The organism is Haladaptatus pallidirubidus (assembly GCF_020700235.1).
Lineage (GTDB): Archaea > Halobacteriota > Halobacteria > Halobacteriales > Haladaptataceae > Haladaptatus > Haladaptatus pallidirubidus.
In genome coordinates this window covers 243,296-258,422 of sequence record NZ_CP085301.1, presented here as the reverse complement: position 1 = coordinate 258,422, position 15,127 = coordinate 243,296, and the positions used below count along the sequence as shown (strand labels likewise).

Here is a 15,127-nt window from a genome sequence, read left to right as displayed (position 1 = left end):
TAAGATAGCATTGAACCTGCAATGGCACGCGACCAAAAGAGAAGTGAGAAACTCAATCGACGTTCGTTCCTGAAGACGGCTGGTGCTGCGGTAACCGCCACTGCCGGACTCGGTGTAGCGAGCAAAGGCGTTGCGGCAAACGAGTATGAGACCATTACCGTCGGCGCGGGTGAGACGAAAAACATCACCGTCGGCGACGGCGAAACGTTCGAAAACAAACTCATTGACCAGAGCGCGTCGGGCGCGTCGGTGATGATAGAGGCGAGCGGTAGCGACTGGACGATTCGAAACGTCGGCTTCAAGGGCGGCTGCAGTGCGAAGAATTTCGGTTCGTTCAGCATGATTCCGAGCGTTTCCTCGGGCAGCAAAGGTCTCATCGAGAACGTATACATGGGCGACGGCGTAGAAACGAACAGCGCGAACGAGGCGGAACCCGGTGCGGTATGGGTCAATGCGAACACGCCTCACGAGGGCGAACTGACGTTCCGTCACGTCAACATTCAAAAGTACGCGAACAACGGCCTGTACGCGAGCGGTCCCGGTGCGGCGCAGGGTGCGGGCGCGGGTGGTCCCGTCAAAGTCGAGGAATGTTACTGTGCGAACAACGACATCGCCAACGTGCGACTCGGGACGCCGGATTCCTACGTCAAGGACTCCGTCATCGAGAACACGGGGTCGGAAGTCCATCACCCGAACGGACCGAACAAGCGCGGAATCTGGGGCTGGTACGTTCCCATTACCGTCGAAAACTGCGACGTGAGCGTCACCGAATACGAAGCTATCAACGGCGGCTTCCACGGCGGCGAAGTCGTCGTCAAGAACTCGCAGGTCGAAGGTCCGACCAGCGGTTCGGTCAAAACCCAGAGCGTCGGAAGCAACCCGAAAACGAAGATTCCGAAGAAGGTTCCCCAGAGCGCGGAGCAGGCCGCGAAGGGCAACTAACTCTGCGGTAACGCGACATTTCCGGGCGTAAGCCCACCTTTTTCTGCCGTCTTCGCGACAGCAATTCTATTTAAACTATTCGGATAGCATTGAGACTGAATCGGAATCTACTTAAATCAGTAAGGAAGCATTGAACGTGCAATGGCACGCGACGAGACGGCACGCGGTTCCAAGACAGAGGGCCTTCTGAATCGACGCTCGTACCTGAAGTTCGCAGGTGCAACGGCGGCAACGTTCGCGGCGACCGGTTCGGCGGTCGGCGCGAACGAGTACGAGACGATTACGATTCCTGCAGGCGAGACGAAGTCTATCACCGTCGGCGACGGTGAAACCTTCGAAAACAAACTCATCGACATGAGCGCGAGCGGTGCGTCGGCGCTCATCAAAACGACCGGTTCCGGGTGGACGATTCGGAACGTCGGTTTCAAAGGCGAACATCCCGGCGGCCACTACCTCATGACGCCCGGCGTCTCCGACCCGGACGGTTCGGCTCTCATCGAGAACGTCTACATGGGTGACGGACAGGCACCGCGAACGAAAAGCGGCGGCATCTGGGTCGATGCAAATCTTCCCCACCGAGGCACCATCACCTTCCGAAATATCCACATCGCAGGCATGATAGACAACGGCCTGTACGGGTCAGGCCCCGGTGCCCAGGGGTACGGCGGCAATCTCCACGTCGAATCTTCGTACTTCAAGGGCAACACAATCTCGAACGTTCGACTCAACGCGAAAACACGACCCTGCAACGTCACGAACACGGTCATCGACACCACCGGCGCACAACCTTGCGGCGTCGGTTGTTCCGCCCCCGGTTCGACCAACACCCGCGCAATCTGGTCGTGGTACGGCGAAACGCATCTTCGTAACTGCGACATCGTCGGCGACATCGCGACCATCGACGGCGGAACCGTCACCGAAACGAACACCCGAACCGGCGAATCGGCGGACACGACCCCGCCGAAAGGCGTCCCGATGTCCGCCGAGCAGGCCGCGAGCGGGGCAGGCGGCAGTTCGGGCAATCGCAAACAGGCGGTTCAGCAAAAGCAGGCCAAAGCGCAGGGGCTTTCGAACGTCCTCAGCATCTCCAGTTCCGACGCCTCGACCGAGACGAACTACGAGTTCGAAGTCACAGGAAACGTTCGAAAATCGACCGCGCGAGGCGGGACGAAGAGCGAAGAAGACACCATCGAAAGCGGTACCGTCACCGGCGCAGTCGCCGGCGGCACCGACAGCTATCGGTTCGCCGGAATCCTTACGTCGTTCAGCCTCGACGGAAACGCGACGCTCTATCTTAACGGTGAGCGCGTCACGCCCGGCAAACTCGGCCTGCCGAAAATGCTCGTTATCGATGGACGCAGGAGCGACGGGGCCAGCACCTACTCCTTCGACGTGGGTGGGTCGGTCACGAAGGACGATACCCTTGGGTCGGTCAACGCCTTCGACACTATCTCCGGCAAACGGGTGAAAGGCAGCGTCGTCGACGGAAGGGACGCCTACCGGTTCTCCGGCGATCTGAACCGTATCGAAATCGACGGTGGCGCGAAGGCGTGGATCAGCGTGGGGAACGACCAATGAGTAGCGTCCGGTGGAAACAGCTTCCCGCCGACCCCGACCTCGAAGGCGACCTCGGCTACAAACTCGACGAGTGGGACGTGATTCGTGCCAGCAAAAACGACGGGAGGCTCATGTTCCTGCCGAAAGACGAGGAGATGCTCCGCGACGACGCCTTCATCCTCGCCGACGCGAGGTCGGTTTGTAACGTCGAAGATAGAGTGTAAGGTCGTCTCGACTCTTCGGCAAACACTTTTCTGGCGTCAGCTTGCGATGAATATTCGAATTTCCCGGTGTGGAAGGCGTTACTGCCCTTCCGCCCGGCGAAGCTCCGGCGGCGTTCCCTTCACGGTTCGCCGCCGGTAGTACAGATACTGGCCGATGGCGGAGAGCGCGTAGGCGACGAGAATGATTATCGCGGTCGCAATTCCGGAGAGAAGAGCGAACGGGTAGATTTCGAACCAGACGCCGAGAACGAGCAGGATGCTTCCCGCCGAAAGCGCCAGATAGTATCTGTCCCACGGGATTTCCGGGCGTGAAACGTCCCCGAGGTAGGTGTCGAGTTCCCGCGCACGACGCGAGAGGCTTACGTTCCCGTTCTCCCGGTCGTACTCGATGATCCGTGCATCGTCCAACTTCGGGAGATGCGTCTGATAGAGCGAGATGTACACTCGTTTTCGTTGGTCGCTCGTGAGTTCCGCGGTCGTCGTGTCGTTTTCCCACGCAGCGACTTGTTCGGTCAGACCAGACAGTTCGACAGTTCCCCCCTCCCGTCGCAGGTAGTAGAGCGCGTACCGCCGTCGCGGACTCTTGAGAACTTCGAACACTTGGTCCTGTGAGAGTCCGGTACTAGCCATCGTATGAGGACAGAGTTTGGCGACCACTCATCGGAAACAATACACCTCCTTCAGTTCGTGACCACCCTGCAGTCACAGATGCCACCACTGCATACACCTGCTATCGCCACTGCTACACTTTGTTACCACGGTGCTGTTGGGGGGTAGCATCGCCATACAGATGGTCAGTCGGTCTATATCCCGTCATTTCAGCCACGTAACGCGGAATACGTCGATTCAACCGACGGTGTCGGGACTAGTCTCGGACTACCAACCGCCAAGTAGCGTATAACAAAGAGGACAGGTAGGCATGAAGGGAATAACGCCCGTTCGCCGATCTCTCGGCCGAAACGGGCTATCCACGACCCAACCTATGAACTCACTACTAACCACTGACACGCCCTGCGTCCCGTGTCCCGACAGGGGTGGCCACCGGTGACCGAACCACAAAGTCGAGACAGGAGCGTCAGCCCGGATGCAACCGTTGGCTACGCCTACTCGGAGGATTCGGCTGAACCGGTTATCGGCGACGACGCGACCATCCGGTCGGGAACCGTCATCTACGACGACGTAACGATTGGCGACGGATTCACGACCGGGCACGGCGCGCTCGTTCGAGAGGAAACGAGTATCGGCGACGAGGTCATCGTCGGAACGAACACGGTCATCGACGGGCAGACGACAATCGGTTCCCGCGTGAGCATGCAGACGAACGTCTACGTTCCGACGAACACCACCATCGGGGATAGGGTGTTCGTCGGGCCGTCGGCGACGTTCACCAACGACCGATACCCGATTCGGCGCTCGTTCGAACTCGAAGGGCCGACGATCGAAGACGACGTTTCAATCGGCGCGAACGCCACGCTCCTTCCCGGCGTCACGGTCGGCGAAGGCTCGTTCGTCGCGGCGGGTGCCGTCGTGATAGACGACGTTCCTCCTGGAACGCTGGCGGTCGGCGCACCCGCCGAACACCGTCCGCTTCCCGAATCGCTGAAAGGAGGAAACGACATTTGATTCCCATCGCCGACCCTGAATTGAGAGCGGAGGAAATCGAGTCGGCAGTCGCCTGTCTCGAAAACGGGCAGTTGGCGGACGGTCCCGAAGTTCGGAAGTTCGAATCGGAGTTCGCCGATTTCTGCGGCACGGAATTCGGTGTCGCAGCGAGCAACGGGACGACCGCCCTCCACGCCGCGTTCGCCGCCTTGGATATCGGTGAGGGAGATACGATCGTCACCTCGCCGTTCTCGTTCATCGCCAGCGCGAACGCGATTCGGCTGGCCGGGGCGGAACCCGTGTTCGCCGACATCGATCCGGCGACGTACACGTTAGACCCCTACGCCGCGGAGGAAGCGGTCCGGGAGCACGAGGCGGACGCCATCCTCCCGGTTCACCTCTACGGTTTGCCGGCGGAGATGGGTCATCTCCAAGATATCGCCGAAACGCACGACATCGCGCTCATCGAGGACGCCGCCCAAGCGCACGGCGCGGCGTTCGACGGGCAACCGGTCGGGTCGTTCGGCGACGCGGCCTGTTTCTCCTTCTACCCGACGAAAAATATGACGACTGGGGAAGGAGGGATGGTGACGACCGATCGCCGGGACGTAGCCGAGCGCGCGGCGAGCTTCATCAACCACGGTCGAACCGCGGGGGGTGGATACGACCACGTCCGTCTCGGCCACAACTTCCGGATGACGAGCATGGCGGGAGCCATCGGTCGCGTGCAGTTGTCGCGGCTGCCGGAGTACAACGAAACCCGCCGTGCGAACGCGGCGTATCTTTCCGACCGACTTCGAGGGTCGTCCGTGACGACGCCGGTCGAACCGGACGGGCACCGGCACGTTTACCATCAGTACACCGTGCGCACGGATGACCGCGACGGTCTGAAACGACATCTCGAATCGATGGGGGTCGGAACCGGCGTTTACTATCCGACGCCCATCCACGAACAGCCAGCGTACCGACACGTCGAACACGACGCCCCGATTTCGGAGCGAGCTGCGGACGAAGTGCTTTCGCTCCCAATTCATCCGGGGCTGTCGAGCGACGACGTGCGAACGATTGCATCTGCTATCACGAGTTATGAGTGAATCAATCAACGCGGCAGTTATCGGCGTCGGGAGCATGGGTCGCCATCACGCCCGCGTCTACAGCGAGTTACCGGAAGTGAACCTCGTCGGCATCCACGACGTGGACAAAAAACGAGCGTCCGAGGCCGCCCGCGACCACGGGTCGCAGGCGGTGACCATGGAGGACGCGATCCGCGAGGCGGACATCGTTTCCATCGCGGTTCCGACGCCCTACCACTACGAGACGGCGAAACGATGTATCGAGGGGGGCGTTCACATCCTCGTCGAAAAACCGTTCGTGGCCGAACCGGACGAGGGCCGCGACCTGCTCGTGCGCGCAGAAGACGCAGGCGTCACGATACAGGTCGGACACATCGAGCGGTTCAACCCGGCGATTCGAACCCTCTCGGAAATCGTCTCCGAACTCGACATCATCGCTATCGACGCCCAGCGACTCGGCCCGCCGCCGGAAGACCGGGCCGTGGACGTGAGCGCAGTGATGGACTTGATGATTCACGACCTGGACGTCTTGCTCTCCATCGTGGACGACGATATCGCTTCGGTGGCGGCGGTTGGAACGCAGGACAATCGCTACGCCAGCGCGAACATCGAGTTCGAGGGCGGCGTCGTCGCCGGATTGACGGCGAGTCGCGTGACCCAAGAAAAAATCCGAAAACTTTCGATTACGGCGAAGGAGTGCCGGGTGAACGTCGATTACACGAACCAGTCGGTGGAGATTCATCGCCACTCCATGCCGGAGTACATCGAAGAAAACGGCGACCTGCGCTACCGCCACGAGAGCATCGTCGAACGGCCGACGGTCGAAAACGGCGAACCGCTGAAAAACGAGCTTCGGTCGTTCGTCCGTAGTGTGACCACGGGTTCGACGCCGGTCGTGACCGGCGAGGACGGCCTTCGCGTCCTGGAAGTCGCGCGAGAAATAGACGGATTGGCCTCCGGACTCCGCGAACAGGAGGTGCATCTCGGGTGAGTCTGCGAGAAGCACAGACGCTCTACGGCAGCGACTCACCTGCCGACGACCAACGCGAAGCGTTCCGGTCGGGAAACGTTCCGGTCGCGGTGTACGGACTCGGCAAGATGGGTCTGCCGCTCGCGGCGGTGTACGCGGAAACCTGCGGCAACGTCGTCGGCGCGGACATCGACCCAGACGTGGTGGCGGCGATTAACCGAGGCGACTGCCACGTCAAACGCGAACCCGGACTCGACGAACTCGTCTCCGAGACGGTCGAAGCGGGGGCGCTCCTGGCGGTCGAATCGCCGACGAGAGCGGCGCACGAAGCCGCGGTTCACGTCGTCATCGTACCGACGCCGATTACGGATTCTAACGAACCCGACCTCGCCATCCTGCAGTCGGTGGCCGAATCCATCGCGGAGGGTCTCGAACCGGGCGACCTCGTCGTGGTCGAGTGCACGGTTCCGCCGGGAACGACCCGCGACGAACTGCTCCCACTGTTGGAGCGCGAAAGCGATCTTTCGCGCGAGGAGTTCGGCGTCGCAGTCTGTCCGGAACGAACGTCCAGCGGGCGGGCCTTGGAGGATATTCGCGGAGCCTACCCGAAAGTCGTCGGCGGCGTGGACGACGAAAGCACCCGCGTCGCGGAACTCGTGTACGGCGAACTTACCGACAACGAGGTCATTTCGGTGCCGAACGCGACGACGGCGGAGGCGGTGAAGGTGTTCGAAGGCGTCTACCGCGACGTGAACATCGCGCTGGCCAACGAACTGGCCGTCATCGCCGACGACGCCGGAATCAGCGTCAACGGTACGATAGAGACGGCGAACACTCAACCGTTCTGTCATCTCCATAAACCGGGGCCTGGCGTCGGAGGCCACTGTATCCCGTACTATCCGTACTTCCTCATCGAGCAGTTCGACGCGGACTTTCCGCTCCTTCGAACCGCTCGTGAGGTGAACGATTCCATGCCTGCCTTCACGGTCGAAAAGACCGCGGAACTGCTGGCCGAGGAGAGAAAATCGGTTTCCGACTCGCGGGTGCTCGTCCTCGGACTGACGTATCGTTCGGGCGTCGAGGAGACGCGGGCGACTCCCGCCGGACCCATCTGTGCAGACCTCACCGAGCGCGGTGCGGATGTGTTCGCGGTTGACCCCATGTTGGACGACGCCTCGGGATTCGACGCGACGCTCGTCGCGCTCGAATCCCTCGCCGAACGCGAGTTCGACGCCGTCGTCCTCGTCACCGACCACGACGAGTTCGCGGGAATCGACTGGGCCGGATTCGACCCGATGGTGGTCGTGGACGGCCGGAACGCCCTCGACCTGTCGTGGACCGACCACCGCGTCTACACCATCGGAGGTGACTGAATGTACGAGGGACACACCGTCGCCGTCGTGGTTCCGGCGTACAACGAGGAAGGGTTGGTCGGGCGCGTCATCGACACCGTGCCCGAGTTCGTCGATAGGGTGTACGCCGTGGACGACTGCTCGACCGACGGAACGTGGGACGAAATCCGCGCCCACGCCGGGCGAACCGTTCCGATTACGGACGGCGGGTCGGAGAGCGCACCGTTCGACCAGTTGGTCGTCCCGATTCGACACTCGGAGAATCGGGGCGTCGGCGCGGCCATCAAAACCGGCTACTGTCGCGCTCGGGAGGAAGGAATCGACGTGACGGCAGTGATGGCCGGTGACGGCCAGATGGAACCCGACATGTTGGCCCGCGTCATCCAACCGGTCGTAGACGGCCGGGCCGACTACGCGAAAGGAAATCGGCTTTCGACGCCGGGATTCCGCGAAGGGATGTCGGCGTGGCGGAGTTTCGGCAACTGGCTTCTCACCTTCCTCACGAAGGCCGCCAGCGGTTACTGGGGGATGGTCGACCCGCAAAACGGCTACACGGCGATTTCCGCTCGGGCGCTCTCCGAGCTGGATATCGAGTCGGTGTACGACGATTACGGCTTCGCCAACGCCCTGTTGGTTCGGCTGAACGTCCACGACATGCGGGTCGCCGACGTGACCATGCCCGCGGTGTACGGCGACGAACGAAGCACGATTCGGTACTCGACGTTCGTGCCGAAACTCTCCGCGCTGCTGTTGTGGGGGTTCCTCTGGCGACTGAAGGCGAAGTACCTCGTCAGGGATTTTCACCCCCTCGCGTTTTTGTACGGCCTCGGAGCGGTGGGGACGGGCGCGGGCCTGCTCACCCTGCTCCGAAACCGGCGCGAAACGAGCGACGGCCTTTCGGCGACGCTCCTCGGCGGGCTCTGTCTCGTCCTCGCGATGACGTTCGACAGGCAGGCGAACGAAGGGCTGGGGGTGCGCGACGAGTTGGAGGTTCACGGAGAGATACGGGACGAGTGGAAAGCGCACGACGACGCGGAGGTTCGCGACGAATGAAACTGCTAACCGTCGTCGGTGCGCGCCCGCAGTTCGTGAAGGCCGCCGTCGTTTCTCGCGAACTCCGGAACGACCACCAAAACGAGCACGAGGAAGTCCTCGTTCACACCGGCCAACACTACGACGAGGAGATGTCCGAGGTGTTCTTCGAGGAACTGTCGATTCCGCGCCCGGACTACAACCTCGGCGTGGGATCGAAAACGCACGGAACACAGACCGCGGAAATGCTTGCCGGACTCGAAGCGCGAATCGAAGACGAGAACCCCGACGTGGTGCTCGTGTACGGCGACACTAACTCGACGCTCGCGGCGGCCATCGCGGCGTCGAAGATGGAACCGCTCCTCGCCCACGTCGAGGCCGGAATGCGGAGCGGAAGCGACATTCCGGAGGAGACGAACCGCGTCCTCACCGACCACGGTGGCGATCTCCTGCTCGCGCCCTCACCGGACGCCCTCGACAACCTCGAACGCGAAGGGATCACGAACGGCGTTCACTTCACGGGCGACGTGGGGTACGACGCCTTGCTGTGGGCTCGGGAACGGGCCGACGAAAGCGTTCTTTCGGATTTCGGCGTGAGAGGCGAGGAGTTCGTCCTCGCGACGGTTCACCGCGACACGAACACCGACGACCCGGAGCGCCTGGAAGCCATTATCGACGCGCTAGCGGACGACCCGCGGCGGGTCGTCCTTCCCGCCCATCCGCGAACCGTGGGGTTCCTCGAAGCGTTCGATCTGTACGAACGGGCCGAGCGCGAGTTGACGCTCACCGACCCCGTCGGCTATCGCCAGTTCGTCGCCCTGTTGGATTCGGCGTCGGTCGTGACGACGGACTCCGGCGGCGTGCAAAAGGAGGCGTTCTTCCTCGACACGCCGTGCGTCACGCTCCGCGAGGAAACGGAATGGGTCGAGACGGTCGAAAGCGGGTGGAACACGCTGGTCGGTGCCGACGGGGACGCGATTCGGCGTGCGATGCGCGATGCGACGAAACCGAACGAGAAGCCCACGCCGTACGGCGACGGGAACGCTGCTGAACGGATCGTGGAGGTGCTTGCCAATGCTACCGGGATATGAGTTCGAACTTTGCTTAACACACGACGTTGACCGACCGTACAAGGGGTTACAGGCCCCCTACTACGCATTTTCGAAGAGAGATTTTCGCCATCTCAAGGGACTGTTGCCGGGTGTCAACCCGTGGTGGCAGTTCGAGGAAATCATGGAACTGGAGGAGTCGCTGGGCGTTCGCTCGGCATTTTACTTCCTTCAGGAGGAATCGATCTTCCAGAAGCCGCCGAACGAGTGGCTCACGCCGCGCTACTGGATAGAGCATCTGGGGCGCTACGACCTGTTCGACACCGACATTCTGGACGTACTTCACGAGTTGGACGACGGTGGCTGGGAAATCGGGCTTCACGGCTCGTACGATTCCTACGACAATCCCGACGCGCTCCGCGAGCAGAAAACCGCGCTCGAAGCCGCGTTGGGACATCGGATTCGCGGCGGTCGGCAGCACCACCTGAATCGCGCCGAATCGACGTGGGACCATCACCGCGAAATCGGGCTGAGCTACGACGCGACGCTCGGGTCGAGCAGCGAGTACGGCTTCCAACACGGCTACGAGGCGAAACGACCCTTCGACGACGATTTCCTCGTCTTCCCGCTGACGATGATGGACATCGCAGTGGCCGACCCCGGAACGGCGTTCGACGACGCGTGGGAAACCTGCGAGCAACTGCTGGACGAAGCCGCCGAAAACGACGCGGTGATGACGATTCTCTGGCATCCTCGGATGTTCGCGGACGAGTTCCCCGGTCACCGCCGACTGTATCGGAAATTCATCGAGGGTGCGCTGGAACGCGGTGCGTGGGTCGGTCCGCCAGGCGACCTTTGTGACCGGCTTTCACCCGTGACTCAAAAACCGACCGGCACGGCGAACCTACGCTGACCGTAACCACCACCTGACGCGATTTCCAGCGCTCCTTTTTGCCGACAGGTGGGGGATAACAAAGTGAAAACCGGCACTATCGACTGGCGAGACGAATGAGAGTCGAACGTTTAGACCTCGACGAATGGGAAGACCACCTCCCCGCAAGCGGATTCGAGGTGTTTCACCTCCCCGAAGCGCTCGCCGCAGTCGAGCGCCACACGGCAGGTGAACTCCGCCTGTACGGAGGGTTCAAAGGACAGCAAGCGATTGCCCTGCTTCCGGTCGTCGTCCGGAACGGCCCGCTCGGAACCGCCGCGCTCTCGCCGCCGCCGGGGCTGGCGATACCGCGACTCGGGCCGATTCTGATGCCGACGAGTCCGAAACGGCGAAAGCAGGAGAAAGTAAACCGCGAGTTCACCGAGACGGTTCTCGACCGAATTCGGACCGACTACACGGCGCAACTCGCCCGTGTCGGATTCGATTCCCCGGTCGCACAGCGCGTTGGCGAGCAGATGGAGTCCGGACTGACTCTGTTTCGAATGCTCTGCGGAACCGCCTACGGAGACCCGCGTCCCTACGTTTGGGGCGATTTGGACGTAGAACCGTACTTCACGTACCACCTGAACCTCGAGTCGATGACTGCGGATGCGGTGAAAAAGTCGTTCAGCAAGAGTCTTCGACGGGAGATTCGGGACGCGAAGGAGTTGGAAGTGAGCGTCGGAAGAGAGGGAATCGAGGGTGCGCGCGAAGTGTATACGGACACTGTCGACCGATACGACGAGCAGGGCGAAACGCTCGGCTTGTCGTGGGACTACGTCCGCGACCTCTGGGAAGGTCTGGACGAGCACGCCCAGACCTACGTCGCCCGCGATTCGTCCGGCAACTACCTGAGCGGAATCACGGTTCTCTACTCCAACGACGCGGCGTACTTCTGGCAGGGCGGTGCGCGGGCCGTCTACGAGGGAACCAGCGTGAACAGCCTCGTCCACTGGCACATCATCGAGGACATCGTGTCGGGGTCGCCGGTCGAGTCGGTAACGACCTACGATCTGATGGGGGCGAACACGGAACGTCTTTGCCGGTACAAGGCGAAGTTCGGGGCCGACCTCGTTCCCTACTACCTCGTCGAATCGAGCGGTAGAACCATGGACGCGGCGAAACGAGCCTACCAGTTCGTCAGGGGATGAAGTACCTGTTTTTCACCAACACGCCCGCGCACGTTCACCTCTATCGACACGCGGTGGAGGCGTTGCGCGAGCGTGGACACGACGTACTCGTCCTCGGGCGCGATTACGGCTGCACGCGCGCCCTGCTGGAGTATCACGACCTGCCCCACGAGATTTACGGGGAGTGCGGGACGACGATGTTCTCGCTGTTCCGCGAACTGCCGGAACACTACTTCGAAATCTTCCGTCGCGCACGGCAGTACGACCCTGACCTCATCTTCGGCGTCGGGTCGTACGCGGCCCACGCCGGGGCACTCACGCGAACCCCGGTCGTCGTCGTCGCGGATTCGGAACCGACGACCATCGACCACGCCGTCTCCCGTCCGTTCGTGAGTACGTTCCTGACCCCCCACACGTTCGGGAAAGACCTCGGCACGAAACATTACGAGTTCCGCGGCTTCAAGGAGCTCGCTTATCTCCACCCCGACGTGTACGAACCCGACCCGACCATTCGAAAACGGTTGGGCGTCGAACCGGACGAGGAGTTCGCAATCGTCCGATTCAACGCCTTCGGGTCACACCACGACGTCGGCCACTCGGGATTCACGCCCGAAAAGCGGCGAAAACTCGTTTCCGTCCTGTCGGAACGTGCGACTGTTTTCGTTTCGGACGAGGGTGGGAATCCAGCCCCCGGCGACTCCCGGTCGTTCACCCTCCACCCGGCCCTGCTCCACGATGCGCTGGCGGAAGCGTCCCTGTTGGTCGCGGACACGCAGACGATGGTGACGGAGGCCGCGCTGCTCGGAACGCCCGCTATTCGGTCGAACTCCTTTGTCGGCGAGTCGGACATGGGGAACTTCCTCGAACTCGAACGCGAGGGACTGATCGACAACTTCCGCGACTTCGAGGACGTGCTGTCCCGGTCGCTCGCCATCCTCGCGGACGATTCCGCGAAGGGGCGTCTCCGCGAGCGACGCGACGAGTACCTCGCGGACAAAGTGAATCTGACCGAGGTTATCGTGGACGTTGCGACGAAGGACGTCCCGACGACGAAATCGATAGCGCGGACCGCGGCGGTGTCGAGACGATGACGGGGAACGGGTTTCCGGGTGGCGGGTACGACCGGCCTGTTGCGCTGGACGAGTCGATAAAGCGGCGGATAACAAAACGGTTCTCCGGCGAGTTTTCCGCCACTGTGACGAGGGGAGCTATGCAATCACGTACTGACACGGAATCCTCGCTACGAGTGCTGAACCTCGTGACGAACGCAGACGCACGCTTTTTTGACGAGCAGCTTCGGATTCTCCGCGAATACGACGTCCGAGGGGAAACGCTCTCCCCGACCGGCGTTCACCGCGCTCGCGACGACTCGGTGACTCGACGGTCGCCGGCGGATTACCTGCGCTTTTTTCCGACCGTCATGCGGAACTCGCTGGGTGAATACGACCTGATTCACGCGAACTACGGACTCACCGCACCGATGGCGCTCGCCCAACCGCGGTTACCGGTCGTCCTCTCGCTGTGGGGATCCGACCTCCTCGGTGAGTACGGGTGGCTAAGCAAACGCTGCGCCCGCCACTGCGATGCGGTTATCGTGATGTCCGAGGGAATGGCCGACGAACTCGGCTGTGACTGCCACGTCATTCCCCACGGCATCAACCTTTCGCGGTTCGCGCCGATGCTGAAATCGACGGCGCGCGCGGAAGTCGGCTGGAACGAAACGAAAAAACACGTTCTCTTTCCGTATCCACCCACTCGCGAAGTGAAGGATTTCCCGCGGGCGGAACGAGTCGTTGCCGAAGCCGCAAACCGAGTGGACGGAGAGGTCGAACTCCAAAGCGTGTTCGGCGTCGCGCACGAGGAGATGGCTGATTACTACAACGCCGCGGACGTGCTGTTGCTCCCCTCGAAAAGCGAGGGGTCGCCGAACTCCGTCAAGGAGGCGATGGCCTGCAACCTGCCGGTCGTGACGACGGACGTGGGTGACGTGCGCGACCGATTGGCCGATGTATCGCCCTCACACGTCTGTTCCTCGGACGACGAACTCGTCGCTGGATTGGTGGACGTACTCGCCGAGCCCCGTCGGTCGAACGGGCGCGAGAACGTCCTGGACATCAGCCTCGAACGGATGGGAGAACGAATTCGCGGCGTCTACGAGACAGTACTCTAATGAACGTCATCATCACCATACAGCATCCGGCTCACGTTCACTTCTATCGCCACGTCATCACGTCTCTGTCGTCGGACGGACACGACGTTCACGTCTTCGCCCGCGACAAAGACATCGCGCTCGATCTGCTCGAGCACTACGACATCGAGCACACGGTTCTCGCCGGGAAGGCGGATTCGCTCACGGGATTGGCCCGCGTCCAAGCCACTTATGAGGCGCGACTGCTCCACGAAGCTATGCGGATTCGCCCCGACGTGATGACCGCAATCGGCGGCGTCGCGGTGTCGCACGTCGCCCCCCTGGTCGGCGCGCGAAGCGTGGTCTGGATAGACAACGAAGGCGCACAGTCACATCGACTCACGACGCCGCTAGCGCACGTCATCTGTACGCCCCGGAAGTTCCGGGACGATTTCGGCGCGAACCACGTTCGCTACGACGGTTATCACGAACTGGCGTACCTGCATCCGAAGCGGTTCACGCCGAATCCGGACAGTCTGCGAGAACACGGCGTAAATCCCGAAGAGCCCTTCTTCCTCGTGCGGTTTCGTCAGTGGTCTGCACTGCACGACGTCGGTCAGAACGGCTTTTCACACGACGCGAAACGCGACCTCGTTTCGTTTCTCTCCGACCACGGCAACGTGTACGTCACGAGCGAGTCTCCGCTCCCGGCGGAGTTCGCGGAGTACCAACTTCCGGTTCCGCCGCATCTCGTCCACGACCTGCTCGCCTTCGCCGACCTCTACGTCGGCGATTCAGCAACGATGGCGACGGAGGCCGCGGTTATCGGCACTCCTGCGGTTAGAGCGCAGTCGTTCGCCGGAGCGGATGACATGACGAACTTCCTCGAACTGGCCGAATACGGACTGCTCTACTCGACGGCGGACGACCGCGACGCCGTGGAAAAGTCGAAATCCCTCGTTCGCGACGCAGACCGCGAGACGTTCGAGCATCGTCGAGAACGGCTCATTGAGGACAAAATCGACGTGACTGGCTATGCAACCGAACTGCTCGTTCGGTCCGGACGCGGACAGCGTCCGGATCGATTCGGACAGGGAGTCCATAACAAAGGGTGAAAGCGCCGACGCGGGAGACGAG

General features: G+C 61.9%; 15 protein-coding genes. 14 read left to right on the top strand and 1 reads right to left on the bottom strand.

Going from position 1 to position 15,127, the window contains the following annotated elements; all coding sequences use genetic code 11:
* Positions 1-21: 21 nt before the first annotated feature.
* From LIX15_RS01485 to LIX15_RS01475, 3 genes are all read left to right on the top strand, one after another.
* Positions 22-942 carry a twin-arginine translocation signal domain-containing protein gene (locus LIX15_RS01485; RefSeq protein WP_227775743.1) on the top strand — a complete coding sequence of 307 codons (921 nt, stop codon included), beginning with the start codon at positions 22-24 and terminating at the stop codon, positions 940-942.
* Between the two features lie 141 nt (positions 943-1,083).
* A complete protein-coding gene (locus LIX15_RS01480) occupies positions 1,084-2,520 on the top strand; it encodes a hypothetical protein (protein ID WP_227775742.1) in 1,437 nt (478 codons plus the stop codon).
* A complete protein-coding gene (locus LIX15_RS01475; protein ID WP_227775741.1) occupies positions 2,517-2,723 on the top strand; it encodes a hypothetical protein in 207 nt (68 codons plus the stop codon). Before LIX15_RS01480 ends, LIX15_RS01475 begins: the two co-directional genes overlap by 4 nt.
* A gap of 78 nt (positions 2,724-2,801) precedes the next feature.
* Here LIX15_RS01475 and LIX15_RS01470 read toward each other — a convergent pair whose 3' ends face one another.
* Positions 2,802-3,353: a DUF7344 domain-containing protein gene (locus tag LIX15_RS01470; protein WP_227775740.1), complete on the bottom strand. Its 552-nt coding sequence runs from the start codon at positions 3,351-3,353 to the stop codon at positions 2,802-2,804.
* Positions 3,354-3,767: 414 nt separating this feature from the next.
* On the opposite strand from LIX15_RS01470, the gene LIX15_RS01465 reads away from it, so the two are divergent.
* The 11 genes from LIX15_RS01465 (at position 3,768) to LIX15_RS01415 (ending at position 15,105) form a co-directional block, all read left to right on the top strand.
* The gene (locus tag LIX15_RS01465) at positions 3,768-4,346 is read left to right on the top strand and encodes an acyltransferase (RefSeq protein WP_227775739.1); all 579 of its coding nucleotides are present in this window, start codon (positions 3,768-3,770) and stop codon (positions 4,344-4,346) included.
* Positions 4,343-5,419, top strand: a complete 1,077-nt coding sequence (locus LIX15_RS01460) for a DegT/DnrJ/EryC1/StrS family aminotransferase (protein WP_227775738.1) — start codon at positions 4,343-4,345, stop codon at positions 5,417-5,419. The genes LIX15_RS01465 and LIX15_RS01460 overlap by 4 nt, the downstream gene beginning before the upstream one ends.
* Positions 5,412-6,389, top strand: a complete 978-nt coding sequence (locus LIX15_RS01455; RefSeq protein WP_227775737.1) for a Gfo/Idh/MocA family protein — start codon at positions 5,412-5,414, stop codon at positions 6,387-6,389. The genes LIX15_RS01460 and LIX15_RS01455 overlap by 8 nt, the downstream gene beginning before the upstream one ends.
* A complete protein-coding gene (locus LIX15_RS01450) occupies positions 6,386-7,741 on the top strand; it encodes a nucleotide sugar dehydrogenase (RefSeq protein ID WP_227775736.1) in 1,356 nt (451 codons plus the stop codon). The genes LIX15_RS01455 and LIX15_RS01450 overlap by 4 nt, the downstream gene beginning before the upstream one ends.
* Positions 7,742-8,773 (top strand): glycosyltransferase family 2 protein, encoded by a 1,032-nt coding sequence (locus LIX15_RS01445; protein ID WP_227775735.1) that lies wholly within the window; start codon positions 7,742-7,744, stop codon positions 8,771-8,773.
* Complete coding sequence (gene wecB / locus LIX15_RS01440; protein WP_227775734.1) at positions 8,770-9,843, top strand: non-hydrolyzing UDP-N-acetylglucosamine 2-epimerase; 1,074 nt, start codon at positions 8,770-8,772, stop codon at positions 9,841-9,843. The genes LIX15_RS01445 and wecB overlap by 4 nt, the downstream gene beginning before the upstream one ends.
* Positions 9,827-10,714, top strand: coding sequence for a polysaccharide deacetylase family protein (locus tag LIX15_RS01435; protein ID WP_227775733.1), 888 nt, complete (start codon positions 9,827-9,829; stop codon positions 10,712-10,714). Before wecB ends, LIX15_RS01435 begins: the two co-directional genes overlap by 17 nt.
* A gap of 95 nt (positions 10,715-10,809) precedes the next feature.
* A complete protein-coding gene (locus tag LIX15_RS01430; RefSeq protein WP_227775732.1) occupies positions 10,810-11,883 on the top strand; it encodes a GNAT family N-acetyltransferase in 1,074 nt (357 codons plus the stop codon).
* Entirely contained in the window at positions 11,880-12,953 is a 1,074-nt protein-coding gene (locus tag LIX15_RS01425) for a DUF354 domain-containing protein (protein ID WP_227775731.1), read from the top strand. Before LIX15_RS01430 ends, LIX15_RS01425 begins: the two co-directional genes overlap by 4 nt.
* A complete protein-coding gene (locus tag LIX15_RS01420; protein WP_227775730.1) occupies positions 12,950-14,032 on the top strand; it encodes a glycosyltransferase in 1,083 nt (360 codons plus the stop codon). The genes LIX15_RS01425 and LIX15_RS01420 overlap by 4 nt, the downstream gene beginning before the upstream one ends.
* A complete protein-coding gene (locus LIX15_RS01415) occupies positions 14,032-15,105 on the top strand; it encodes a DUF354 domain-containing protein (RefSeq protein ID WP_227775729.1) in 1,074 nt (357 codons plus the stop codon). The genes LIX15_RS01420 and LIX15_RS01415 overlap by 1 nt, the downstream gene beginning before the upstream one ends.
* The last annotated feature ends 22 nt before the right edge of the window (positions 15,106-15,127 follow it).

Bases quoted from the DNA above. Each gene is read 5' to 3' on its own strand.
- LIX15_RS01485 (WP_227775743.1), top strand. From the start codon at position 22: ATGGCACGCGACCAAAAGAGAAGTGAGAAACTCAATCGACGTTCGTTC.
- LIX15_RS01480 (WP_227775742.1), top strand. From the start codon at position 1,084: ATGGCACGCGACGAGACGGCACGCGGTTCCAAGACAGAGGGCCTTCTG.
- LIX15_RS01475 (WP_227775741.1), top strand. From the start codon at position 2,517: ATGAGTAGCGTCCGGTGGAAACAGCTTCCCGCCGACCCCGACCTCGAA.
- LIX15_RS01470 (WP_227775740.1), bottom strand. From the start codon at position 3,353: ATGGCTAGTACCGGACTCTCACAGGACCAAGTGTTCGAAGTTCTCAAG.
- LIX15_RS01455 (WP_227775737.1), top strand. From the start codon at position 5,412: ATGAGTGAATCAATCAACGCGGCAGTTATCGGCGTCGGGAGCATGGGT.
- LIX15_RS01445 (WP_227775735.1), top strand. From the start codon at position 7,742: ATGTACGAGGGACACACCGTCGCCGTCGTGGTTCCGGCGTACAACGAG.
- wecB (WP_227775734.1), top strand. From the start codon at position 8,770: ATGAAACTGCTAACCGTCGTCGGTGCGCGCCCGCAGTTCGTGAAGGCC.
- LIX15_RS01435 (WP_227775733.1), top strand. From the start codon at position 9,827: ATGCTACCGGGATATGAGTTCGAACTTTGCTTAACACACGACGTTGAC.
- LIX15_RS01430 (WP_227775732.1), top strand. From the start codon at position 10,810: ATGAGAGTCGAACGTTTAGACCTCGACGAATGGGAAGACCACCTCCCC.
- LIX15_RS01425 (WP_227775731.1), top strand. From the start codon at position 11,880: ATGAAGTACCTGTTTTTCACCAACACGCCCGCGCACGTTCACCTCTAT.
- LIX15_RS01420 (WP_227775730.1), top strand. From the start codon at position 12,950: ATGACGGGGAACGGGTTTCCGGGTGGCGGGTACGACCGGCCTGTTGCG.
- LIX15_RS01415 (WP_227775729.1), top strand. From the start codon at position 14,032: ATGAACGTCATCATCACCATACAGCATCCGGCTCACGTTCACTTCTAT.